Origin of the sequence: Streptomyces cadmiisoli (genome assembly GCF_003261055.1) — a bacterium.
GTDB classification, from domain to species: domain Bacteria; phylum Actinomycetota; class Actinomycetes; order Streptomycetales; family Streptomycetaceae; genus Streptomyces; species Streptomyces cadmiisoli.
In genome coordinates, this window is record NZ_CP030073.1 from 2,048,861 (window position 1) to 2,072,061 (window position 23,201).

Here is a 23,201-nt window from a genome sequence, read left to right on the forward strand (position 1 = left end):
CAATACGTGCATCTGCTGTGGGTCCGCCGTCGGCCGGTGCACACGAATCCGCGGCACCGGCCGGCGACTACGCGAGGCTTATTCGGCCGATAGTGATCATCTCTTTCGTACGACGACGAAGTCGGCGAGCGCCGTGAACTGCCTGCGCACCCGCTCGGGCATGTCGACGGCGTGGAGGGCTTCGACGGCGATCCGGTGCTGGCGGCGCGCTTCCTCCGCGGTCCAGTCCCGGCCGCCGGCCTCCTCGATGAGGGCGGCGCGGGCCGCGAACTCCGCCTCCGAGAAGGTCGCGAAGTCACTGCTCTTGGCGTCGGCGGAGAGCAGTTCGCCCAGTCGCTCGGAGGCAGCGCCGCCCGCCGCGAGCGCGGCGACGACCGGCAGGGACTTCTTGCGCTGGCGCAGATCGCTCCAGGTCTGCTTGCCGGTGGCCTCCGGGTCGCCCCAGATGCCGAGCAGGTCGTCCACGGCCTGGAAGGCGAGGCCGAGGTGGTAGCCGTACTTCTCCAGGGTGTCGGCGGTGCGGTCGTCCGCGCCGCCGAGCACGGCGCCGATGGAGCTGGCGGACGCCAGCAGGGCGCCGGTCTTGTTGCCCTCCATCTCCAGGCACTCCTCGACGCTGACGCGGTCGCGGTGCTCGTAGGAGATGTCCTGGGCCTGACCGTCGATCAGCGCGCGGGTCGCGGTGGTCAGCCGGCGGGTGGCGCGGCCGGCCTCGACGGTGCCGAGTTCCAGCAGCACCTCGTTGGCCAGGGCGAACAGGGCGTCGCCGACCAGGATCGCCTGGGCGGGACCGTGCACCTTCCAGACGGTGTCGCGGTGCCGGCGCTGTTCGTCGCCGTCCATCAGGTCGTCGTGCAGGAGGGAGAAGTTGTGGACCAGTTCGACGGCGACGGCGCCGGGCACACCGGTCTCCGGCGCGGCCCCGGTGACCTCTGCGGACAGCACCGCGAGGGCCGGACGCACGGCCTTGCCGCCGTCGCCCGCGGCGGGGTTGCCGGCGGCGTCGATCCAGCCGAAGTGGTAGGCGGCGACCGTGTCCATGGGGGGCGCCAGGCGTTCGACAGCCGCCCTCAGTACCGGTGTGGCAAGGGTCCGGCCGCGCTCCAGGAGCGCGATCACCTCCACCGCGTCGGCAGCCGTCTCGGCCGGGGGCACAGTGGGCACAGTCTCTCCTCTTGTCGCGGTACCGGGGGTGCGGGGGCCTGCCGCGCGCTGATCGAGCATCACGCCGCCTCCTCGACGTCGAAGAGGTGGCGGGGGCGGGGCCGGCCCAGGGCGCTCAGCGCGGCGTCTGCCGCACCGATGCCACTGCGGACCGCACTCTCCATGGTCGCGGGCCACCCGGTGGCGGTCCACGCTCCGGCCAGGTACAGGCCGGGTGCCTTGGTGCGGGCGCCGGGCCGCAGCCGTCCGACGCCCGGTGCGGGAGCGAACGTGGCGGTGCGCTCCCTGGTCACGAAGAAGTCCCGCACCTGGGCACCGCGGGCGTGGGGCAGCAGCCGCTCGAGCTCGGGCAGGTAGCGCTCCCGCAGCGCGGCGACGGTGGTGTCGATGTCGTCGTGCGCCGCGGACTGCGACAGCGCGAGGTACTGGCCCTCGCGGAGTCCGGACGCCTCGGTGCGGTCGAAGACCCACTGCACCGGGGTGCCGAGGGCGGTCACGAACGGCGTGCCGAGCACCTTGCGGTCGTAGACGACATGAATGTTGAGGATCGGCGCGGTGCCGATCCTCAACAGCTGCCCGGGAGCGTCGAGCGCGCCGTCCGGCAGCAGGTCGTGCGTCTCGCGCTGCGGTACGGCGAGCACCACCGCGTCCGCGTCGAGGCTCTCGCCGGGAACCTGGACGGTCCAACGCCCGTTGTCGTTGCGGGAGACGGAGGTGACGCGTGTCCGGATCAAGGTGCGTACGCCCGCGGAGTCGAGCGCCTTGCGAGCCAGCCGGTCGTGCAGTTCGCCCAGCGGGACGCGTGCCCAGCCGATGTCGGCCGCGCCCGGGTCGGACAGCAGACCGGTCTTGAACACCATCGCGGCGAGCCCCAGCGAACAGTCGCCCGCGACCGCGTTGAGGGTGGCGACCCCGACCAGGTCCCACAGGGCCTCGACGGCACGCGCCGACTGACCGTGCGCGGTCAGCCAGCTGCCGAAGTCCTGCGCGTCCAGGGACGGATCGGCGAGGTCGAGCCCCTTGAGCGCGAGCGCGGCCCGGCCGACGCCGGCGCGCTCGGCGAGTGAGAGGTGCGGATACGTCGCGAGGCTGCGCCCGAGGTGCAGGGGCACGGGCAGCGCGTCGCGCCGCAGCCTGCCGAGCCGTCGGCCCTCGGGCCGGGTGACATCGAGAACGGGCACGTCGAGACGATCCTGCAACGGAGCCAGCGCGGTGCCGTCGACGCGGTCGAGGAACCAGCGGTAGGCGGTGCAGCAGCGCAGATAGACGTGCTGCCCGTTGTCGACGGTGAGCCCGTCGCGCTGGAAGGAGAAGGCGAGTCCGCCCAGGCGGGGACGCCCTTCGAGCAAGGTGACGCGCACTCCGGCGTCGGCGAGCGCGAGCGCGGCCGTGATGCCGGCGAGTCCGCCGCCCACCACCACGGCGTCCCTCGCGGGCCCGGACCGTTTGCCGTCGGTCATCGTGCACCCTCCCCCACGAACCGGCCGTGGCGCGGGAACCGGCCACGGCAGGCCGTTGAAGTCTGGGACGCCACGCGCAGGCGGAGGGTTGCGTGCCGCATTTCGCCGGCGGCATCACCTTGGCCCAGGTTGTCCATCAGGCGCGCCTCCTGACGGTCCGGCGGGTCACGTGCCGGGTGTCGAGGCCGGACAGACCGCGCACGGCGACATAGGCCTTCTCACGTCCGGGCAGCGAGACCCTGCCCCGCAGCACCGCCTCCGGGTCGCGCTCGATGCGGTCGAGCAGGCGGCGGTAGATGCCGGCCATCGCGGCGACACAGGCACCGCTGCGCCGGTCGAGCATGGGCAGCAACTGGTAGCCCTCGGCGAAGAGGGCACGGGCCCGGCGCACCTCGAAGTGCACGAGGCCGGCGAAGTCGGAGCCCTCCGGTGCCGTCGGCCCGCTGAAACCGGCCGAGCAGCCGAACTTGGCGAGGTCGTCGGCGGGCAGATAGGTGCGGCCCCCCTCGGCGTCCTCACGGACGTCGCGCAGGATGTTGGTGAGCTGGAGCGCGAGCCCGAGCGTGTCGGCGTACTCGGACGCACGTTCGACGCCGCGCGCTCCCGGTTCCGTGCCGAAGACGCCGAGCGAGAGCCGCCCGATGGCGCCGGCCACACAGCGGCAGTAGGCCTTCAGGTCGTCCCAGGTCTCGTACGTCTCGCCGCGGACGTCCATGAGGACGCCGTCGATGAGCTCGTCCAGGCCGCCCAGCGGGATCGGGAAGTGCCGGGCGGCGTGCGCTAGGGCGACCGCGACCGGGTCGGTGTCGTCCTCGGCCACCGCGTCCTCGCGGATCCGGGTGAGCAGCGCCCGGGTGTCATTGAGCCTGACCCTCTTGACCTCGTCGACGAGGTCGCCGTCACCGATGTCGTCGACACGGCGGGAGAACGCGTACAGCGCCGACATCGCCCGCCGCTTGGGCGTCGGCAGCAGCCTGATGCCGTAGGCGAAGTTACGGGCCTGCTGTCCGGTGACGGCCTCGCAGTAGCTGTAGGCGGCGAGTACCGGTGCGGACACGTGCGGTTCCGACTCCACGGTCCGGATCACCCCTCTCCTCGCAGAGTCACGCCCACCTCGCGCAGCAGCCGGAGCTTGCCGGGCTTGGGCGGGCCGGGAAGTACGTCGTATTCGGCGGCGGCGATCGCTCGGACCGCCGCCCTTCCCCCTGCCACGAACCCCGCGAGCAGCAGCCTCAGTCTGCCGTGCACGCTACCCACGAGGGGGTCGCCCTCATTCAGCAGGACGCGGGCGCGTTGGGCCTCGTACGCGACCAGGGCGCGCACCGACGCGCCCGCGGTGGGCGCGGCGAGGTCCGCCTCCTGGACGTGGAAGCGCTTCATGTCCTCGGCGGGCAGGTAGACGCGGTCGCGGCCCAGGTCCTCGGCCACGTCCTGGAGGTGCTCGACGATCTGCAGGGCCGTGCAGACCGCGTCGGAGCGGCGGATCCGCTCGGGCGTCGCGGTGCCGGTGACCGCGAGCACGAGCCGGCCCACGGGGTTGGCGGACAGCTCGCAGTAGGCGAGCAGGTCGTCCCAGGTCTCGTACCGCTTGACGAGCTGGTCCTGACGGTTGGCGGCGATCAGACCGAGGAAGGGCTCGGGCGTCAGGGAGCAGCGGCGGACGGTCGGCTGCAGACGGCGCAGCAGGGGGTGGCGCGGGGTGCCGTCGAAGACCCGGCGCAGATCCGCCTCGAAGGCGTCCAGGAGCACCAGCCGGTCCCCGGCGTCCTCGGCGGACACGCCGAGCAGGCGCGCGTCGGCGCCGCCGGGGGCGAGGTCGCCGTCACCGATGTCGTCCACGAGGCGGGCGAAGCCGTACACCGCCATCAGGTCGTCGCGCCAGGCTCTGGGCAGGAAGAAAGGGGCCACGGGGAAGTTCTCGGCCGTGGCCTTGTCGAGCGTCGCGCGCTCCGCGTTCCGCGAGCGTGCCGTGTCGGTTCCCGTCACTGTTCGCTGCCCTGGGCGGGGACGGCACATGCCTCGCGGAGCTGGGGAGTTTCCGTAGCCATTGCCGTCACATCTCCCGTTCTACACTGCGGACCCAATACACACTATTTCGGACACGCCGCCCGTGGTTCCGTGCGGCTGCCCGGTGGAAGGTGTCGCGCATTATGGCCCTACTTGCCGTGATTCGGCACCGGTACAGCTTACGTTGTACAACGCGACGTGGACCGTGGGGGTGTCCCCCGCATCACAACAACACACCGATCGTTGTCAAGCATCCTGCGGGCGACCGGAGTTGACGCATCCTTTGCCGACGGCCGGACCCCTGACGGACGACGCGGGGCCCCGCCGGACCGGTTCCGGCGAAGCCCCGAATGCCGTGTTACTTGCCGGTGAACTTCTCGTACTCCTTCAGGACCTCGTCGGTCGGGCCGTCCATGCGCAGCTCACCGCGCTCCAGCCACAGCACGCGGTCGCAGGTGTCGCGGATCGACTTGTTGTTGTGGCTGACCAGAAACACCGTGCCGGCGTGCTTGCGCAGCTCCCGGATCCGCTCCTCGGAGCGCTTCTGGAACTTGCGGTCGCCGGTGGCCAGCGCCTCGTCGATCATCAGGACGTCGTGGTCCTTCGCCGCCGCGATGGAAAAGCGCAGGCGGGCCGCCATACCGGAGGAGTAGGTCCGCATCGGGAGCGTGATGAAGTCGCCCTTCTCGTTGATGCCCGAGAAGTCGACGATCTCCTGGTAGCGCTCCTTGATCTGCTCGCGCGACATGCCCATGGCGAGGCCGCCCAATATGACGTTCCGCTCACCGGTCAGGTCGTTCATCAGGGCCGCGTTCACACCGAGCAGGGACGGCTGGCCGTTGGTGTAGACCTTGCCGCTCTCGGCCGGCAGCAGACCGGCGATGGCGCGCAGCAGCGTCGACTTGCCGGAGCCGTTGGAGCCGATCAGACCGATCGCCTCGCCCCGGTGGGCGATGAAGGACACACCTCGTACGGCGTGCACCTTGCGCACCCCGCGCGCCGCGTCGTCGGACCCCCGCTTGAGCATGCGGCTCAGGGCGGCGGTGGCGCTGCCCTTGCCGGCCTTGGCGCCGTTGACGCGGTAGACGATGTGCAGCTCGTCCGCGATGACGGTGGGGATGCTCTGCTCGGGAGCGGACTCAGCCACGGCCGTACCTCTCCTCCGCCTTCCAGAAGTACACGAAGCCGCCGAGCGCGAAGAGCACGGCCCAGCCGCCGGCGACCGCCCAGATGTGGTCGGGCAGGTTCTCGGAGCCGTAGCCGTCGATGAGCGCGAAGCGCATCAGGTCCATGTAGACGGCCGCCGGGTTCCACTGCAGCACGGTGGCGATCCACTGCGGCTTGTCGGCGAGCATGATCGGGATGGAGTACATCACCCCGGACGCGTACATCCAGGTACGCATCACGAACGGCATCAGCTGCGCCAGGTCCGGGGTCTTGGCGCCGGCCCGGGCCATGACCAGGGCGAGCCCGGTGTTGAAGCAGAACTGGAGCGCCAGCACCGGGACGATCAGCAGCCAGGACAGGTCCGGGAAGCTGCCGAACGCACACGTCACCGTGAACAGCACGATCATGGAGAACAGCAGCTGCTGGAGCTGCTGGAGCGCGAAGGAGATCGGCAGCGAGGCGCGCGGGAAGTGCAGGGCGCGCACCAGGCCCAGGTTGCCGGAGATCGCGCGCACGCCCGCCATGACGGAGCTCTGCGTGAAGGTGAACACGAACACGCCCGTGACCAGGAACGGGATGTACACCTCGCGCGGCATGCCGCGGTCCGCTTCGAGGATCACGCCGAAGACGAAGAAGTACACGGCGGCGTTGAGCAGCGGCGTGACCACCTGCCACAGCTGGCCGAGCTTGGCCTGGCTGTACTGGGCGGTCAGTTTGGCGCGCGAGAAGGCGAGGATGAAGTGCCGCCGGTCCCAGAGCTGGCGGACGTACTCGACGAGGGAGGGCCGGGCGCCGCTGACGGACAGGCCGTACTTCTCGGCGAGCCGTGCCGGGGACAGTCCTTCGTCGGGTGACGGAGGCGCGGTCACCGCGACTCCGCCGTCGTGCGTTGTCTCACTCACTGGTGGAAACTTTCGTCTTCGAGATGCGCGGCCTGTACGGGCAGGGCATGGGCCGGGAGCCGAGCCATGCGCCCGAATGCTCTCAGGGACGAGCTTGTCAGATCACCGGTGGTCGGCCCAGCCGGGTCAGCCGCCACACCGTACGCCACTTCATGGGCCTGCGGGGGCCGCAAGGAGTGCGCCAGCCCTCCCGGAAGCCGCCGAACCAGGCCCGCAGGGCGGGCCGCGAAGGGCGGCGCAGCAAGGTGAGCAGCAGCCAGATGCCCAGGTAGACCGGCACCAGGGCGGCGGGCAGGTTGCGGCGGGCCAGCCAGACGCGGTTGCGGGCGACCATGCGGTGGTAGACCGCGTGCCGTGAGGGCGCGGTCGTCGGGTGGTACAGCACCATGTCGGACCGGTAGTCGATCATCCAGCCCGCGTCGAGGGCCCGCCACGCCAGATCGGTTTCCTCGTGCGCGTAGAAGAACGCGTCCGGCAGGCCGCCGACCTCGGCGAGGACCTGGGTGCGCACGGCGTTGGCGCCGCCGAGGAACGTGGTGACCCTGGAGGACCGCATCGGGTCGGAGGCGCGCAGCCGGGGCACGTGGCGGCGCTGGGTGACACCGGTGTCCGGATCGGCGATGCGGAAGCTGACGATGCCGAGCCGCGCGTCGGCCGCGAAGGCCTCGCGGCACAGCTCCGCGGTGTCGGTGCGGGCGAGCAGGCCGTCGTCGTCCAGGAAGAGCAGGACGTCGACCTCGCGGCCGCTCGGACCGAAGGCCTCGATACCGACGTTGCGGCCGCCCGGGATGCCGAGGTTCTCCGGCAGCTCGACCGTACGGACGCCGTCGGGGACCTCGGGCACGGGTGATCCGTTGCCGACCACGACCACGGATATCGGGTCGCCGTCCTGCTTGGCGACCGAGTCGACCAGGGCGCGCAGTTCCTCGGGGCGGTTGCCCATCGTGATGATGACCGCCCCGACCTTCAGCCCGGCGCTCACCGGAGCCTGCTGGAGGCCAGGACGGACACGAGGTGCAGCAGCGTCTGGAGAAGGGCGATACCGGCCAGGACGGCGACCCCGAGCCGGGTGAAGAACAGATCGCCGCGCACCGCGTCCAGCACCGCGAGGAGCAGGATCAGCAGCGACGCCTCGATGCCGAGCACCAGCCGGTGGAACTTCAGCGCCCCGGCCGCCCTGCGGGCCAGCGCCATGCCCGAGGAGCGCGGTTCGGACGCGGCCTCCTTGACCGGCGGCAGTCCGCCCTGGTGGCGGGCGACGCCCACGAGGTCCGTCTCGGCCTTGATCAGGATCGCGCCGAGCGCGGCCAGGGTGCCGAGGAAGGCCCAGAGCCAGTCGATCCGGCCGGATCCCCACAGGTCGGCGGCGCGCAGCCCGAAGCCGACCAGCACCGCGGCGTCGCACAGGTAGGCGCCGACCCGGTCCAGGTAGACCCCGCCGAGCGAGAACTGCTTCTTCCAGCGCGCGATCTCGCCGTCGACGCAGTCGAGCAGCAGGTAGAGCTGGACCATCAGCACGCCGAGCACGGCGCCAGCGATGCCCGGCACCAGCAGCGCCGGGGCGGCGAGGACGCCGAAGAGGGTCATCAGGTACGTGAGCTGGTTGGGCGTGATCCTGGTGTTCACCAGGTAGCGGTCGACCCGCAGCGACACCTCGCGCATGTAGAGGCGTCCCGCCCAGTGCTCACCGCTGCGCCGGTCCTTGACCCCCGCGGGGTGGACGACCGGCCGGAGTTCAGCTACCGATGGCCTTGACATAGTCCGCGTAGATGTCCTTGATCTGGTGGGTTTGCAGGTCGAGGTGCTCGAGGATCGTGTAGCGGCCGGGCCGGGTCCGCGGCGCGTACTCCACGACCCGGACGAACTCGTCGGGCGTGAAGCCGATCTCCTCCGGGAGCACCGGCAGCCCGTGCCGGCGCAGCACCCCCGCCATGTACACGGATTCCTCCTGCGCCCCGCGCAGATACATCGCGAAGGCCGCGCCGAGCCCGCACTGCTCGCCGTGGGCGGCGGCCCGCCGGGGGAAGAGCAGGTCGAAGGCGTGGTTGATCTCGTGGCAGGCACCGGAGGAGGGGCGGGAGTCGCCCGACACCGACATGGCGATGCCGCTGAGGACCAGCGCCTCGGCCAGTACCTGCAGGAAGTCGTTGTCGCCGATGCCGCCCGGGTGCCGGAGCACCGCCTCGCCCGCCTGACGGGCCATGGCCGCGGCGAGTCCGTCGATCTTCTCGCCCTTGACGCGGTGGGCGAGCTCCCAGTCGGCGATGGCGGAGATGTTGGAGACGGCGTCGCCGATGCCGGCCCGGACGAAGCGGACCGGTGCCTCGCGGATGACGTCCAGGTCGATCACGACGGCGATCGGGTTGGGCACGCCGTACGAGCCGCGTCCCGCGTCGTTGTCGAGGGTGGCCACCGGGGAGCACAGGCCGTCGTGCGCGAGGTTCGTGGGGACGGCGACCAGCGGCAGCCCGACACGGGCCGCGGCGAACTTGGCGCAGTCGATGATCTTGCCGCCGCCGAGGCCGACGAGCGCGTCGAAGTGGCCCGCCCTGATGTCGGCGGCCAGCCGGACGGCGTCGTCGAGGGTGCCGCCGCCCACCTCGTACCAGGTGGCGCCGGGCAATTGCGGGGCGACGCGGTCGCGCAGCCGGGCGCCGGAGCCGCCGCTGACGGCGACCGCGAGCTTGCCCGAGTGCGAGATGCGCTCGTCGGCGAGCACACCGGCCAGATCGTCGAGGGCACCCGGACGGATGTCCACGACGACCGGCGACGGTATGAGCCGGGTCAGTACTGGCACGCGATCTCCCGTCCCCGGGCGAGATCGTCGTGGTTGTCGATCTCGACCCACGGCACGTCGCCGATGGGTGCCACATCGATCCGGAAGCCGCGGTTCACGAGCTCCTGGTAGCCGTGCTCGTAGAACTGCTGGGGGTCGGTCTCCCACACGGTCCGCAGGGCGTCGGCCAGCTCGGGGGCGGCGTCGCCCTCGATGAGGGTGACGCCGATGTACTCGCCGGTGGCCTCGGCCGGGTCCATCAGCTTGGTGATCCGCCGGACGCCCCGGGCGGGGTCGACGACGACCTTCATCTCCTCGTCGGCCAGCGACTTCACGTCGTCGAGGGCGAGGATGATCCGCCTGCCGTCGCCACGGGCGGCGAGCAGTGTCCGCTCCACGGAGACCGGGTGCACGGTGTCGCCGTTGGCGAGGATCACGCCGTCCTTGAGGGCGTCACGGCCGCACCACAGGGAGTAGGCGTTGTTCCACTCCTCGGCCTTGTCGTTGTCGATCAGGGTGAGCCGCAGACCGTACGTGCGCTCCAGCTCCTCCTTGCGCGCGTACACGGCCTCCTTGCGGTAGCCGACGATGATCGCGGCCTCCGTCAGTCCGACCTCGGCGAAGTTGCCGAGCGTCAGGTCGAGAACCGTGGGGCCGTCCTCGCTGCCCGCGGGCCCCACCGGCACCAGTGCCTTGGGCAGGGTGTCGGTGTAGGGGCGCAGACGCCGGCCGGCGCCGGCCGCCAGCACGAGGCCGATCATGCGGGTTCTCCTTCGTCGTGTACGGCGGGCGCGCCGCCCCGGTGGGCGGACACCCAGAAGCGGATGCTCTCGACGAGCACCACCAGGGCGACGGCCACGGCGAGAACCGTGAGCGCGACCTTGAACTGCGCGGCGGTCAGCAGTACGGCCAGCAGGGCGACCAGCAACGTGCGTCCCTCGTGCCCCCCGATCGCCCGCGTGAGCCAGTGCGGGGGCGCCCCCGCGTCGCCGCGGATGCGGTAGACCGTGTCGTAGTGATGGTAGGCGACGGCGGCCACCAGCCCGAAAGCCGCGGGAAGCGTTCCGTTCACGTCCGATTCAGCCGCGAGGAGGAGGACGGTGCCGTACTCGGCGGCGCGGAAGAACGGCGGGACCAGCCAGTCCAGGGCGCCCTTGAGCGGACGGGCGACGGCCACGGCGGACAGTCCGGCGTAGCCGAGCGCGCCGAGCGCGGTCTGCCATGAGGCGCCCCAAAGTGCGGCGGGGATCACTACGAGCAGTCCGCCGGCCGCGGCGGCCGGCGGGGCGGGGATCCGCACCCGGTCGCGCACGAACCGGGCCGCCGCCAGCGCGAGAGGGCCGCTGTCCGCGAGGTCCGCGAGCGCCCGCGCAGCCCGGTCCGTGCGCCGGGCCCTGCGGGTCAGCGACCGCAGGACACGGCCCGCGGTGGTGTACGTCGCGGCGAAGGCGCAGCCGATCAGCAGGACGACGAAGGTGATGCGCGGAGTGGTGACCGCGGTCAGGACGGCGATCAGCGCCCAGCGCTCCCCGATCGGCAGAACGATCATCCGTCGCACCCACACCGTCCAGCCGACGCTGTCGAGCCGGTCGGAGAGGGCGGCGGTGGGACTGGTGTTGGCGGCGTCCCCGGCGTTGCCCTCGTTGAAGGCGAAGTCCACGACGTGCCGGCAGGTCTGCAGGACCATCGCGCCGAGAGCGAGGGCCCATACGTCGTCCCCGCCGCGGGCGGCGCCGAGCGCGAGGCCCGCGTAGTAGGCGTATTCCTTGGCCCGGTCGAAGGTGGCGTCCAGCCAGGCGCCGAGGGTGGAGTACTGCAGGGAGTAGCGGGCGAGCTGGCCGTCGGTGCAGTCCAGCACGAAGGAGGCGATCAGCAGCAGTCCGGCCGCGACGAACCCGGCGCGGGTGCCGGTGGCCGCGCAGCCCGCGGCGATCAGCGCGGTGACCAGGGACGCGGTGGTGACCTGGTTCGGGGTGAGGCCGCGGCGGGCGCACCAGCGGGCGAGATAGCGGGAGTAGGGGCTGACGCAGTAGGTGGTGAAGAAGCCGTCACGGGCCTTCACGGCCGACTTCAGGCGCACGGCCTCGTCGTCGACGGCGGCGACGGCCTGCCGTGCCTCGTTGCGGGCCTGCGGGTCGGCGGGGACCGCGGCGACCAGGCTGCCCAGCTCGGGACGGTGCACATCGGTGTCGAGGGCGGCGGCCACCCGGTCGGCGAGGCTGTCGACGAGGGTCGTCCCGCCGCCGACTGCGTTCTCCCGCGCCAGCGCCCGGGTCAGGGCGGGCCGGCCGGCCGCCTGCGCGGTCACGGCGCCGGGTATCGCGGCGAGCGGGAAGCGGGGGTCGGTGAGACCGAGCCGCAGCGCGTGCAGGTGCCCGACGAAACGCGGGTCGACGACGGCGACCCGCTCACCGGCCGGCACCTGGGCGAGCAGGTTCTCGGCGGCGGCGGAATCGGCGGCGGTGTGCACCTCGAAGCCGAGGGACCGCAGATCGTCCTCGATCGACGATCCGGGGACCGGCTGACCGGCGAGGATGGCGGTCGACAACCGAACTCACTCCCTGGGTTCCGACGCGTCCACGCCGGCCGTGTGCAAGGTGGGGGCGCACCGCCGGGCCGCGTGATGGGCTGCGCCAGGCGGGCGACATGTCGGCAGAGGCTATCGGATGATGAGAAGCCTGTGTTCACCGACCGTTCATGGCCCGGTCGACACAGTCTGCTGGGACCTCCGCGTAGATCATCATCAGGGATGCCCGGCCCGTCGTACAACATCGCGTGTACGGAAGCGGGCATTCACGGCATCCGGCACTCCACCGCGGACGGCCGGCGGTGCGGCCGGGCTTAGGGTGGGCTGCCATGACGTGGCTGATCACCGGCGGTGCCGGATACATCGGGGCACATGTGGCGCGGGCCATGACCGGGGCCGGGGAGCGTGTGATCGCGCTGGACGACCTCTCGGCCGGGGTGCCCTCGCGTCTCCCGGCGGACGTGCCGCTGGTCCGCGGCTCGTCACTGGACGGCGCGCTGCTCGAGCGTGTGCTGGCCGAGCACGCGGTGACGGGTGTGGTGCACCTGGCCGCCCGCAAGCAGGTCGCCGAGTCGGTGGCACAGCCCACCCGGTACTACCGGGAGAACGTGGGCGGACTCACGACGCTGCTCGACGCGGTCGCCGAGGCCGGGATCGAACGGTTCCTGTTCTCCTCGTCGGCGGCGGTGTACGGCGATCCGGACGTGGACCTCATCACGGAGGACACGCCGTGCGCCCCGGTGAACCCCTACGGCGAGACCAAGCTCGCCGGCGAGTGGCTGGTGCGCGCGGCGGGGCAGGCGCACGGCATCGCGACGGCGTGCCTGCGCTTCTTCAACGTGGCGGGGGCCGCCGCGCCGGAGCTGGCCGACACCGGCGTCTTCAACGTCGTCCCCATGGTCTTCGACCGGCTCACCCGCGACGAGGCCCCGAGGATCTTCGGGGACGACTACCCCACGCCGGACGGCACCTGCGTCCGCGACTACATCCATGTGGCCGATCTCGCCGACGCGCACCTCGCGGCGGCCCGGCGGCTGTCCGCGCCGGGCGCCTCCGGCGACCTGACGGTCAACATCGGCCGCGGCGAGGGGGTGTCCGTGCGGGAGCTGATCACGCTGATCGGCGAGGCGACCGGGGACACCCGCCCGCCGCTCGTCGAGGCACGCCGTCCGGGGGACGCGCCGCGGGCCGTCGCCTCGGCCGCGCGGGCCGCCGAGGAACTGGGCTGGACGGCCCGGCGCACCGTGCGCGAGATGGTCGACTCGGCCTGGCGGGGATGGCAGCTGCACCACGGCGGATGATCACCCAAGGCCCCTGACCTGCGGATCGTTTGCGCAGGTCAGGGCACATGACAACGGTGTTCAGTGCCGCGTTGCCGGATACCCCCCACCCGTAGTTCACTGTGATCCGGAACCGATCGCAGGAGGGCTGATCTCCCATGGGGGCAGGGCACGACCACGGGCACGGGCACGGCGCGCCGGTCACCGGTACGGCGGCCGCCGCCTACCGCGGCCGGCTGCGGGTGGCACTCGGCATCACACTGACCGTGACGGTGGTCGAGATCGTCGGTGGTGTCCTCGCGGACTCCCTCGCGCTGATCGCGGACGCCGCGCACATGGCGACCGACGCGCTCGGCCTGGGCATGGCGCTGCTCGCGATCCACTTCGCCAACCTCCCGGCGAGCCGGAACCGCACGTTCGGACTCGCCCGCGCGGAGATCCTCGCCGCGCTCGCCAACTGCCTGCTGCTGCTCGGCGTCGGCGGATACGTCCTGTACGAGGCGATCCAGCGGTTCATCACCCCGGCCGGCACCGAGGGCGGTCTGACCATCGTGTTCGGCCTGATCGGCCTGGTGGCGAACATGATCTCCCTCTCGCTGCTGATGCGCGGCCGGCGGGAGAGCCTGAACGTGCACGGCGCCTTCCTGGAGGTGGCGGCGGACGCGCTGGGCTCGGTGGCCGTGCTGATCTCCGCGACCGTGATCCTCACCACCGGCTGGCAGTACGCCGACCCGATCGCCTCGCTCGTGATCGGGCTGATGATCGTGCCGCGCACGCTGAAGCTGCTGCGCGAGACCCTCGACGTGCTGCTGGAGTCGGCCCCCAAGGGCGTCGACATGACGGAGGTGCGCTCGCACATGCTGGCGCTCGACGGCGTGGAGGAGGTGCACGACCTGCACGCCTGGACGATCACGTCGGGCATGCCGGTGCTGTCCGCGCACGTGGTGGTGCGCTCCGACGTCCTGAACGCGATAGGGCACGAGAAAATGCTCCACGAGCTCCAGGGCTGCCTGGGCGACCACTTCGACGTGGAGCACTGCACCTTCCAGCTGGAACCGGGCGGGCACGCGGAGCACGAGGCGCGGCTCTGCCACTGACCCGGCGGCTCCGGCGGGCCGGGCTGCCACGGATCACGGCGCGCCCGGCCGGCCGGGCGGCGACGGAGCGCAGCGGTCCGCCGACCGGCGGCGTCCTCACCGTCGTACGCCCCGCCGCGGACGGTTCCCGCGCCGCCGCGCCGGGCACGATCACCTACCGGGCCCCTCTTCCGGTGCCGACGCGCCGCGAAGTGCCGGGAGTGCCGGATTCGTACGGCAGACTGGGGCCCGAGGAACGAGGCGAAGGATGGGTATGCCGATCACACCTGCCACCGCGACGCACAGCTCGTCGAACGGCACCACTGAAGCGGTCCTGCTGGAACTGGTCGACGAGCACGGCGTGACGATCGGCACCGCGGAGAAGCTGGCCGCCCACCAGGCGCCGGGCCAGCTGCACCGGGCGTTCTCGGTCTTCCTGTTCGACGAGCACGGCCGGCTGCTGCTCCAGCAGCGGGCGCTCGGCAAGTACCACTCCCCCGGTGTGTGGTCCAACACCTGCTGCGGTCATCCGTACCCGGGCGAGGCGCCCTTCGCGGCGGCGGCCCGGCGGACGTACGAGGAGCTCGGCATCTCGCCGTCGCTGCTCGCCGAGGCCGGCACGGTGCGCTACAACCACCCGGACCCGGCCTCCGGCCTGGTGGAGCAGGAGTACAACCACCTCTTCGTCGGCATGGTGCAGTCGCCGCTGCGGCCGGACCCGGAGGAGGTGCACGCCACGGCCTTCGTCACCCCGGCCGAGCTGGCGGAGCGAGCAGCGAAGGACACCTTCTCGGCGTGGTTCATGACGGTCCTGGACGCGGCCCGCCCCGCGATCAAGGAGCTGACCGGCCCGTCCGCGGGCTGGTGAGCCTTACGGCAGCCGGGCCGGCCTGAACGGCAGGGCGGCCCAGATCACCTTGCCGCCGCTCGACGTGTGCTCGACGTCGCACACACCGCCCGCCTCGCGGGTGATCTCACGCACCAGCAGCAGACCACGGCCGCCCGTCCGGCCGTGGTCGGCCTCCAGCGCGGTGGGCCGGTAGGGGTGGTTGTCCTCCACGGAGACCCGCACCCACTCGGCACCCACGGCGACCTCCACGGCGAGCATCGGCGACAGCAGCGCCGCGTGCCGGACCGCGTTCGTGACCAGCTCCGAGACGATCAGCAGCAGGCCCTGGACCAGGTCGTCCGGGACCGGGACCCGCTGGCGGACCAGCAGGTCGCGCACCGCGTGCCGGGCCTGTGGGACCGAGGCGTCCACGGCCGGGGCGGTGAACCGCCACACCCCTTCGAACGGCAGCGGACCGCGCGTCCCCGGTTCCACGGGTGCGTCCGTGCCGCCTTCTGGGCGTGGGGCGGGCCCGCGCCCTGGATTGTCCATCGTCCGGTCGCCACCCTTGTGCTCGATTGTCACCACACGTCGAGTGTTGGTAACGGGGCACTGCGCGCCGGAGAACTGAACACAAGTCAGCTGTTATCGAGCGCTTCTGACCGTTGGCGTATGACACGGTCAGTTGTGGGACTGCTCCTGTCTGACTCGTGCGGACTTTGCGAACTCTTCGGGTTGTACGGGTTTGACGGCGCCCACTTCGGCGTCCCTGGTGGCGCCGTCTTCGGCGTCCCGGTGGCGCCCTCTGCCGCGTCCCCGACGGCATCCCGTGCCACGCACCCTCCCGGCGTCCCCGTCGGCGTCGCCGGGCCGTGCGTGGCGGCCGGGCGGCAGCACCCTCGTCGATCGCGGCGAGACACCGTGCGGCTAGCATCCCGCGCATGAACGCCCAGCTGTCGCACCATGTCGCCGACTCGGTGGCCACCGTCGTGATCGACCATCCGGCGAAGCGCAACGCGATGACCGCCGCGATGTGGCGGGCGCTGCCGGAGCTGCTGGGCACCCTGGCCGCCGATCCGCGGGTGCGGGCGCTGGTCCTGACGGGGGCGGGCGGCACGTTCTGCGCCGGGGCGGACATCTCGACGCTGCGGGAGTCACCCGAGGAGGCGCAGCGGCTCGCGGTCCGGGCCGAGGAGGAGCTCGCCGCGTTCCCCAAGCCGACGCTGGCGGCGATCCGCGGGCACTGCGTGGGCGGCGGGGCCCAGCTCGCGGCGGCCTGCGATCTGCGGTTCGCCGAGCAGGGTGCGCTGTTCGGGGTCACGCCGGCGAAGCTCGGGATCGTGTATCCGGCCTCCGCCACCCGGCGCCTGACGGCCCTGGTCGGTCCGGCGACCGCCAAGTACCTGCTGTTCTCCGGCGAGTTGATCGACAGCGAACGGGCGTTGCGCACGGGCCTGGTGGACGAGGTGCTTCCCGGGGCCGCGCTCGACGAGCGGGTCGCGGAGTTCACCCGGATCCTCGTGTCCCGCTCGCAGCTGACGCAGGCGGCGGCGAAGGAGTTCACCGCCGGACGCGCCGACCGGGACGCGTACTGGAGCGAGCAGGCGCGCACCGGTGACGACACCGCGGAGGGGGTCGCCGCGTTCCTGGAGCGCAGGGCGCCCCGCTTCACCTGGACGGCGCCGGCACCGCACTCCGAGCGCGACGACAGGCGGCCGGCCCTTCAGGAACCTTCCTGACCGTCCCCTGCCCTGCTCGCCCTGCTCCCGCCCGTCCTCCCCTCCTGATGTCGCCCGGTCCGCCCGGCACCGCGGAGCGGACTCCACGCGCGCGTGTCGTCCGTCCGTGCATGACGGGCGACCGGGTGAGGTACCCGGAGACCGCCCGGCCGCCGCAAGCGACCCGTCCGGCAGACGGAGCAATCCGACGGACCGGGTATCCGGGACCGAGGGCCGACGAAGACGGTCGACACAGACGAGAGGGGATTCGACGTGTTGCGAGCCGTCCTGGATGTGCTGCGCCGGATCGGCGGTGCCGTGGCCACCGTCGTGACGCTGCCCTTCCGTGCACTGGCCCGCCTGTTCGGCGGCGCCTCGGGGTCCGCACGGCGCGGAGCGCGACATGTGTGACCGAGGCGCGCCTCGCCGCAATCGTGCCCTGGTCCCCCACTGTCGGTGACACCTGCCACAATTGCCGCGCAACCCGAAGTTGAGAAGGCGGTACGGGATCGTGACGACACCCGGGTCCCTGGGAACAGGGTCCATCGAAGGCAGGATCGCCGAGGAACTCGGCGTGCGGGAACGGCAGGTCAGAGCCGCCGTGGAGCTGCTCGACGGCGGTTCGACGGTGCCCTTCGTCGCCCGCTACCGCAAGGAAGCGACCGAGATGCTCGACGACGCGCAGCTGCGCACGATCGAGGAGCGGCTGCGCTACCTGCGGGAGCTGGAGGATCGCCGGACGGCGATCCTGGAGTCGGTGCGCGAGCAGGGCAAGCTCACCGGTGAACTGGAGGCGCAGATCCGGGGTGCCGAGACCAAGGCACGCCTGGAGGACATCTACCTGCCGTACAAACCGAAGCGGCGGACCAAGGCGCAGATCGCGCGTGAGGCGGGGCTCGAACCCCTGGCCGACGGCCTGCTCGGCGATCCGACGGTCGAGCCGTCGGCCGCTGCCGCCGCGTTCGTGGACGCCGACAAGGGCGTGGCCGATCCGCAGGCCGCCCTCGACGGGGCGCGCGCCATCCTCACCGAACGCTTCTCGGAGGACGCCGACCTGATCGGCGAACTGCGCGAGCGCATGTGGGTGCGCGGACGGCTCGCCGCCAAGGTGCGGGAGGGCAAGGAGGAGGCGGGCGCCAAGTTCGCCGACTACTTCGACTTCACCGAGCCGTTCACCGAGCTGCCCTCGCACCGCGTCCTCGCGATGCTGCGCGGTGAGAAGGAGGATGTCCTGGACCTCGTCCTGGAGCCGGAGGAGCCGACGGACGGACCGTCCTCGTACGAGGGCATCGTGGCCGGCCGCTTCGGCATCGCCGAGCGCGGGCGGCCCGGCGACAAGTGGCTGACCGACACCGTCCGCTGGGCCTGGCGCACCCGCCTCCTGGTGCACCTCGGCATCGACCTGAGGCTGCGGTTGCGCACCGCCGCCGAGGACGAGGCGGTGGGTGTCTTCGCGGCGAACCTGCGCGACCTGCTCCTCGCCGCCCCGGCGGGCACCCGCGCGACGCTGGGCCTGGACCCCGGCTTCCGTACGGGCGTGAAGGTCGCCGTGGTGGACGCCACCGGCAAGGTCGTCGCGACGGACGTGATCTACCCGCACGTCCCGGCCAACAAGTGGGACGAGGCGATCGCCGAGCTCGCCCGGCTCGCCCGGGCGCACGCGGTCGAACTGGTCGCGATCGGCAACGGCACGGCGTCCCGCGAGACCGACAAGCTCGCCGGGGAACTCATCACGAAGCACCCCGAGTTGAAGCTCACCAAGGTGATGGTGTCCGAAGCGGGCGCCTCGGTGTACTCGGCGTCGGCGTTCGCCTCGCAGGAACTGCCCGAGATGGACGTGTCGCTGCGCGGCGCCGTGTCGATCGCGCGCCGGCTGCAGGACCCGCTGGCCGAACTGGTCAAGATCGACCCCAAGTCGATCGGTGTGGGCCAGTACCAGCACGACCTGTCCGAGGTGAAGCTGTCGCGTTCGCTGGACGCGGTGGTGGAGGACTGTGTGAACGGCGTCGGAGTCGACGTCAACACCGCCTCCGCGCCGCTGCTCGCCCGTGTCTCCGGCATCTCCTCCGGGCTCGCCGAGAACATCGTGGCGCACCGGGACGCGAACGGCCCGTTCAAGTCCCGCTCCCAGCTCAAGGGCGTGGCCCGGCTCGGCCCGAAGGCGTTCGAGCAGTGCGCGGGCTTCCTGCGCATCCGCGGCGGGGACGACCCGCTGGACGCGTCCAGCGTCCACCCGGAGGCGTACCCGGTCGTGCGGCGCATGGTGAAGACCTCCGGACAGGAGGTGGCCGCGCTGGTCGGCAACACGGGGATGCTGCGCTCGCTGAAGCCGCAGGACTTCGTGGACGAGACGTTCGGTCTGCCGACCGTGACGGACATCCTCAGGGAGCTGGAGAAGCCGGGGCGCGACCCTCGGCCCGCCTTCAAGACGGCCACCTTCAAGGAGGGCGTCGAGAAGATCGCCGACCTGGGCGCGGGCATGGTCCTGGAGGGCGTCGTCACCAATGTGGCCGCGTTCGGCGCGTTCGTCGACGTCGGTGTCCACCAGGACGGTCTGGTGCACGTCTCCGCGATGTCGAAGACGTTCGTCAAGGACCCGCGTGACGTCGTCAAGCCGGGCGACATCGTGAAGGTGAAAGTGCTCGACGTCGACATTCCGCGCAAGCGGATCTCGCTGACGCTGCGCCTGGACGACGAGGCCGCGCCGCAGGAGCGGTCCTCCGGCGAGCGCCGCCCGCAGCGTGGCGGACGTCCGCCGCAGCAGCGGCAGGGCCGCGGCGGCGCCGGTGGCGGGGGTGGCGGTGGCCGTCAGGCGCCCGCCCCGGCCAACAGCGCCATGGCCGACGCGCTGCGCCGGGCCGGTCTGCTCGACCCGAAGAAGGGCCGCGGCTGAGACCCACGGGCCCGGCCCCCGTCCGTTTGCGGGGGCCGGGCCGCCCTCACTCGTAGGCTGGCCGCATGACCACTTCGCGTGCGCTCACCTGGAACGTCACCGCCGCCCACGGCTACGAGACCGCCTGGGTCGACTGCGACGGCGGAACACTGCGGGCCCGGGGCCGGGCGGTCGGCACGACCCCGGCGCCCTACTGGATCTCCTACGAGCTCGAAACCGGCGAGGACCGTGTGACCCGGCGGCTTCGGGTGATCGCGGAGACCTCGGACCACACCCGCTCCCTCGATCTGCGGCACGACGGGCACGGCACCTGGACCGCGGACGGGGCGCCGGTGCCCCAGGTCGACGGGGCGCTCGACTGCGATCTGGCGTTGTGCCCTCTGACCAACACCATGCCGGTGCTCCGGCACGGTCTGCACCGGTCGGGCGGCACCCGCAGTTTCCTGATGGCCTGGGTGTCCGTGCCCGACCTGGCCGTGCGGCCGTCGCCGCAGACCTACACCTATCTCGCGCCGACCGACGGCGGCTCACGCGTGGGCTTCGCCTCGGGTGACTTCCGCAGCGAGCTGGAGTTCGACACGGAAGGGTTCGTCGTCGACTACCCGGGGCTGGCGACCCGGCTGACTCCTCGCTAACGCTCCGTCACCTTGCCGTCGGCGACCTCCAGGCGACGTGTCACCCGGACCGCGTCCAGCATCCGGCGGTCGTGGGTGACCAGCAGCAGCGTGCCGGTGTAGGCGTCGAGAGCCGACTCCAGCTGCTCGATCGCGGGCAGATCGAGGTGGTTGGTGGGCTCGTCGAGGACGAGGAGGTTGACGCCCCTGCCCTGGAGCAGGGCGAGGGCGGCACGGGTGCGTTCACCCGGCGACAGACCGGCCGCGGGCCGCAGCACATGGTCGGACTTCAGCCCGAACTTGGCCAGCAGCGTGCGGACCTCGACCGGTTCGGTGTCCGGAACCGCCGCGCCGAACACGTCCAGCAGCGGCTCGGAGCCGTGGAACAGCTTGCGGGCCTGGTCGACCTCGCCGACCTGGACTCCGGAGCCGAGGGCGGCGTGCCCGGCGTCCAGGGGAACCCGGCCGAGCAGGGCGCCCAGGAGGGTCGACTTGCCGGCCCCGTTGGCGCCGGTGACGGCGACCCGGTCCGCCCAGTCGATCTGGAGGCCGACGGGGCCGAGCACGAAGTCACCGCGCCGGACCTCGGCGTCACGCAGGGTGGCGACGACCGCCCCGGACCGGGGCGCGGTGGCGATCTCCATCCGCAGCTCCCACTCCTTGCGGGGCTCCTCGACCACCTCCAGCCGTTCGATCATGCGCTGGGTCTGGCGGGCCTTCGCGGCCTGCTTCTCACTGGCCTCGCTGCGGAACTTGCGGCCGATCTTGTCGTTGTCGTTGCCCGCCTTGCGCCGGGCGTTCTTCACGCCCTTGTCCATCCAGGAGCGCTGGGTCTGCGCCCGTTCCTGGAGAGCGGTCCGCTTGTCGGCGTACTCCTCGTAGTCCTCGCGGGCGTGCCGACGGGCCACCTCGCGCTCCTCCAGGTAGGCGGCGTAGCCGCCGCCGTAGAGGTTGATCCGGCCCTGGGCGAGGTCGAGTTCCAGGACCTTGGTGACCGTGCGGGTGAGGAACTCGCGGTCGTGGCTGACGACGACCGTCCCGGCGCGCAGGCCGCCGACGAAGCGTTCGAGCCGCTCCAGGCCGTCCAGGTCGAGGTCGTTGGTCGGCTCGTCGAGCAGGAAGACGTCGTAGCGGGAGAGCAGCAGGGAGGCGAGACCGGCGCGCGCGGCCTGGCCGCCGGACAGCGAGGTCATCGCCTGGTCGAGTCCGACGGCCAGGCCGAGCGAGTCGGCGACCTCCTCGGCCCGCTCGTCGAGATCGGCGCCGCCGAGGTCGAGCCAGCGCTCCAGGGCGGCGGCGTAGGCGTCGTCGGCGCCGGGTGCTGAGTCGACCAGCGCCTGGGTGGCCTCGTCCATGACCCGCTGGGCCTCGGCGACACCGGTACGGCGGGCCAGGAACTCCCGCACCGACTCCCCGGGCCTGCGCTCCGGCTCCTGCGGCAGGTGCCCGACCGTCGCGGTCGCCGGGGACAGCCGCAGCTCGCCGCCCTCCGGTGTGTCGAGCCCGGCGAGCAGGCGCAGCAGGGTGGACTTGCCCGCGCCGTTGGCGCCGACGAGCCCGATCACGTCGCCGGGCGCGACGACCAGGTCGAGGTCCGCGAACAGGACACGGTCGCCGTGGCCGGCGGACAGGTTCTTGGCGACGAGGGTGGCAGTCATCAGACCGTCGATCCTAACGGCCCGGCGGTGCCGCGGTCGCCCCGTGCCCTCACCGGGCCATCGCCTCCACCAGCACGCTTCCCGCCGTCCGCGCCACCACGAAGGACTCCCCCTTCACGGCCTTGGCGTCCAGGGCGATGCGGTGCCGGCCGGCTTCGAGCAGGCCGTCGAACACCTCGTGGGAGTGGGCGCGGGCGAGCCGGTCGAGGCGGTACGCGGTGAGGCGGACCCGGCAGGCGGAGGTGACCTCCACACCCGCCTCGCCGTCGGCGGCGACCAGGCGGGTGAGGCGGCGCTGCTCCACCGGGCTGCGGTCGAGGGCGTGTTCGATCTGGGCGACCAGGAGCGGGACGATCGGGGCCAGCCCCTCGACCTCGGGCACGTCGACCCCGGCACGCCGGAAGGCTTGCCGGACGGCGGCGCGCTGCTCCCGGCCGACGCCGCGGCCGAAGGCGACGGCGCCGTAGCCGCGCAGTTCGTCGGGCGGTACGCCGTCGGCGTCCTGGGCGATGTCGGCGCCGATGCCGATGGTGCGCAGGGCGGCGGCGAGCTTGGCGAGCAGGGCGACGCGGGCGCCGATCAGCAGGACCCGGCGTCGGCTGCCGGGGCCGTCACCGTTCAGCAGGGAGCTCAGCGCCGTGCGGTACTCCTCGCCGTGGAAGCGGAACGGGCCGATGCCGTGGTAGCCGTTGAGGTCCAGGTCGACGTGTTCGTCCGTCTGCCAGGCGAAGTCCCGCCACACGTAGTCGTCGTCGGCCCGGTCGATGACCGCGGTCACCGCTCCGCAGCCGAGGTCGGCGCAGTCGGGGCAGCCGTAGATGACGTACCGCCCCTGCGGCAACGGGGCGTCGGCCTCCAGCAGCAGGCTGCGCACCTGGGCGGTGAAGATGGCGGGCGGGATGTCGGAGGCGAGGGGTGAGACGGCGTCCAGGTCGGACAGCTGGAACAGCAGGGGGCGTCCGTCGACGACGAAGTCCACGAAGTCCCGGTGGACCTGGTAGCCACCGTCTGCGAGAACTTCACCGGCACGCATCGCCGGTGCCAGGCCGAAGGTCGCGTACGCGGCACACATGATGTGAGTATCCCCAGAGTGACGCCGCTGTGAGCACGGCATGACACATTCCGCTACG

At 72.0% G+C, this 23,201-nt stretch carries 22 protein-coding genes; 7 read left to right on the forward strand and 15 right to left on the reverse strand.

The annotated features are described in order from the left end of the window. Positions 1-96: 96 nt before the first annotated feature. The 12 genes from DN051_RS08515 to DN051_RS08565 form a co-directional block, all read right to left on the reverse strand. Positions 97-1,224: a polyprenyl synthetase family protein gene (locus tag DN051_RS08515; RefSeq protein WP_079000897.1), complete on the reverse strand. Its 1,128-nt coding sequence runs from the start codon at positions 1,222-1,224 to the stop codon at positions 97-99. After that, a complete protein-coding gene (hpnE, locus tag DN051_RS08520; RefSeq protein WP_112438416.1) occupies positions 1,224-2,624 on the reverse strand; it encodes a hydroxysqualene dehydroxylase HpnE in 1,401 nt (466 codons plus the stop codon). Before hpnE ends, DN051_RS08515 begins: the two co-directional genes overlap by 1 nt. Then, positions 2,621-2,761: a DUF6380 family protein gene (locus DN051_RS47780; RefSeq protein ID WP_220451583.1), complete on the reverse strand. Its 141-nt coding sequence runs from the start codon at positions 2,759-2,761 to the stop codon at positions 2,621-2,623. Before DN051_RS47780 ends, hpnE begins: the two co-directional genes overlap by 4 nt. Further along, positions 2,761-3,711, reverse strand: a complete 951-nt coding sequence (gene hpnD / locus DN051_RS08525; RefSeq protein WP_112438417.1) for a presqualene diphosphate synthase HpnD — start codon at positions 3,709-3,711, stop codon at positions 2,761-2,763. Before hpnD ends, DN051_RS47780 begins: the two co-directional genes overlap by 1 nt. Then, positions 3,708-4,610 (reverse strand): squalene synthase HpnC, encoded by a 903-nt coding sequence (gene hpnC, locus DN051_RS08530; protein ID WP_112438418.1) that lies wholly within the window; start codon positions 4,608-4,610, stop codon positions 3,708-3,710. Before hpnC ends, hpnD begins: the two co-directional genes overlap by 4 nt. Before the next feature lie 379 nt (positions 4,611-4,989). Beyond that, positions 4,990-5,778 (reverse strand): ABC transporter ATP-binding protein, encoded by a 789-nt coding sequence (locus DN051_RS08535; protein ID WP_053758998.1) that lies wholly within the window; start codon positions 5,776-5,778, stop codon positions 4,990-4,992. Next, positions 5,771-6,700, reverse strand: coding sequence for an ABC transporter permease (locus DN051_RS08540; protein ID WP_112438419.1), 930 nt, complete (start codon positions 6,698-6,700; stop codon positions 5,771-5,773). The genes DN051_RS08535 and DN051_RS08540 overlap by 8 nt, the downstream gene beginning before the upstream one ends. A gap of 97 nt (positions 6,701-6,797) precedes the next feature. Then, positions 6,798-7,670 carry a glycosyltransferase family 2 protein gene (locus tag DN051_RS08545; protein WP_053759184.1) on the reverse strand — a complete coding sequence of 291 codons (873 nt, stop codon included), beginning with the start codon at positions 7,668-7,670 and terminating at the stop codon, positions 6,798-6,800. 8 nt (positions 7,671-7,678) lie between these two features. After that, a complete protein-coding gene (locus DN051_RS08550; RefSeq protein ID WP_112438420.1) occupies positions 7,679-8,458 on the reverse strand; it encodes a CDP-alcohol phosphatidyltransferase family protein in 780 nt (259 codons plus the stop codon). Next, the gene (locus DN051_RS08555) at positions 8,436-9,497 is read right to left on the reverse strand and encodes an iron-containing alcohol dehydrogenase family protein (RefSeq protein ID WP_053759001.1); all 1,062 of its coding nucleotides are present in this window, start codon (positions 9,495-9,497) and stop codon (positions 8,436-8,438) included. The genes DN051_RS08550 and DN051_RS08555 overlap by 23 nt, the downstream gene beginning before the upstream one ends. Continuing rightward, a complete protein-coding gene (locus DN051_RS08560; RefSeq protein ID WP_053759002.1) occupies positions 9,485-10,237 on the reverse strand; it encodes a phosphocholine cytidylyltransferase family protein in 753 nt (250 codons plus the stop codon). Before DN051_RS08560 ends, DN051_RS08555 begins: the two co-directional genes overlap by 13 nt. Beyond that, positions 10,234-12,024: a DUF5941 domain-containing protein gene (locus DN051_RS08565; RefSeq protein ID WP_112438421.1), complete on the reverse strand. Its 1,791-nt coding sequence runs from the start codon at positions 12,022-12,024 to the stop codon at positions 10,234-10,236. Before DN051_RS08565 ends, DN051_RS08560 begins: the two co-directional genes overlap by 4 nt. Before the next feature lie 308 nt (positions 12,025-12,332). Between DN051_RS08565 and galE the strand changes: the two genes are divergently transcribed. The 3 genes from galE (at position 12,333) to idi (ending at position 15,227) form a co-directional block, all read left to right on the forward strand. Continuing rightward, positions 12,333-13,304 carry a UDP-glucose 4-epimerase GalE gene (gene galE / locus DN051_RS08570; RefSeq protein ID WP_112438422.1) on the forward strand — a complete coding sequence of 324 codons (972 nt, stop codon included), beginning with the start codon at positions 12,333-12,335 and terminating at the stop codon, positions 13,302-13,304. A gap of 137 nt (positions 13,305-13,441) precedes the next feature. Then, positions 13,442-14,380 (forward strand): cation diffusion facilitator family transporter, encoded by a 939-nt coding sequence (locus DN051_RS08575; protein ID WP_053759005.1) that lies wholly within the window; start codon positions 13,442-13,444, stop codon positions 14,378-14,380. A gap of 253 nt (positions 14,381-14,633) precedes the next feature. Further along, positions 14,634-15,227 (forward strand): isopentenyl-diphosphate Delta-isomerase, encoded by a 594-nt coding sequence (idi, locus tag DN051_RS08580; RefSeq protein ID WP_053759006.1) that lies wholly within the window; start codon positions 14,634-14,636, stop codon positions 15,225-15,227. A 3-nt stretch (positions 15,228-15,230) separates the two neighbouring features. Here idi and DN051_RS08585 read toward each other — a convergent pair whose 3' ends face one another. Next, on the reverse strand, positions 15,231-15,740 hold the full coding sequence (locus DN051_RS08585; RefSeq protein WP_053759007.1) for an ATP-binding protein: 510 nt from the start codon (positions 15,738-15,740) through the stop codon (positions 15,231-15,233). A 389-nt stretch (positions 15,741-16,129) separates the two neighbouring features. Between DN051_RS08585 and DN051_RS08590 the strand changes: the two genes are divergently transcribed. From DN051_RS08590 to DN051_RS08600, 4 genes are all read left to right on the forward strand, one after another. Next, entirely contained in the window at positions 16,130-16,927 is a 798-nt protein-coding gene (locus DN051_RS08590) for an enoyl-CoA hydratase/isomerase family protein (protein ID WP_053759008.1), read from the forward strand. Between the two features lie 252 nt (positions 16,928-17,179). Further along, on the forward strand, positions 17,180-17,317 hold the full coding sequence (locus tag DN051_RS45755; RefSeq protein ID WP_199314907.1) for an LPFR motif small protein: 138 nt from the start codon (positions 17,180-17,182) through the stop codon (positions 17,315-17,317). Between the two features lie 100 nt (positions 17,318-17,417). Continuing rightward, entirely contained in the window at positions 17,418-19,799 is a 2,382-nt protein-coding gene (locus DN051_RS08595; protein ID WP_112438423.1) for a Tex family protein, read from the forward strand. 65 nt (positions 19,800-19,864) lie between these two features. After that, positions 19,865-20,434 carry a putative glycolipid-binding domain-containing protein gene (locus DN051_RS08600; RefSeq protein WP_053759010.1) on the forward strand — a complete coding sequence of 190 codons (570 nt, stop codon included), beginning with the start codon at positions 19,865-19,867 and terminating at the stop codon, positions 20,432-20,434. Here the strand turns inward: DN051_RS08600 and DN051_RS08605 are convergent. Both DN051_RS08605 and DN051_RS08610 read right to left on the reverse strand, forming a co-directional pair. Continuing rightward, on the reverse strand, positions 20,431-22,071 hold the full coding sequence (locus DN051_RS08605; protein WP_112438424.1) for an ABC-F family ATP-binding cassette domain-containing protein: 1,641 nt from the start codon (positions 22,069-22,071) through the stop codon (positions 20,431-20,433). The genes DN051_RS08600 and DN051_RS08605 overlap by 4 nt on opposite strands. Positions 22,072-22,120: 49 nt before the next feature. Further along, on the reverse strand, positions 22,121-23,143 hold the full coding sequence (locus DN051_RS08610) for a hypothetical protein (RefSeq protein WP_053759012.1): 1,023 nt from the start codon (positions 23,141-23,143) through the stop codon (positions 22,121-22,123). Positions 23,144-23,201 lie beyond the last annotated feature (58 nt).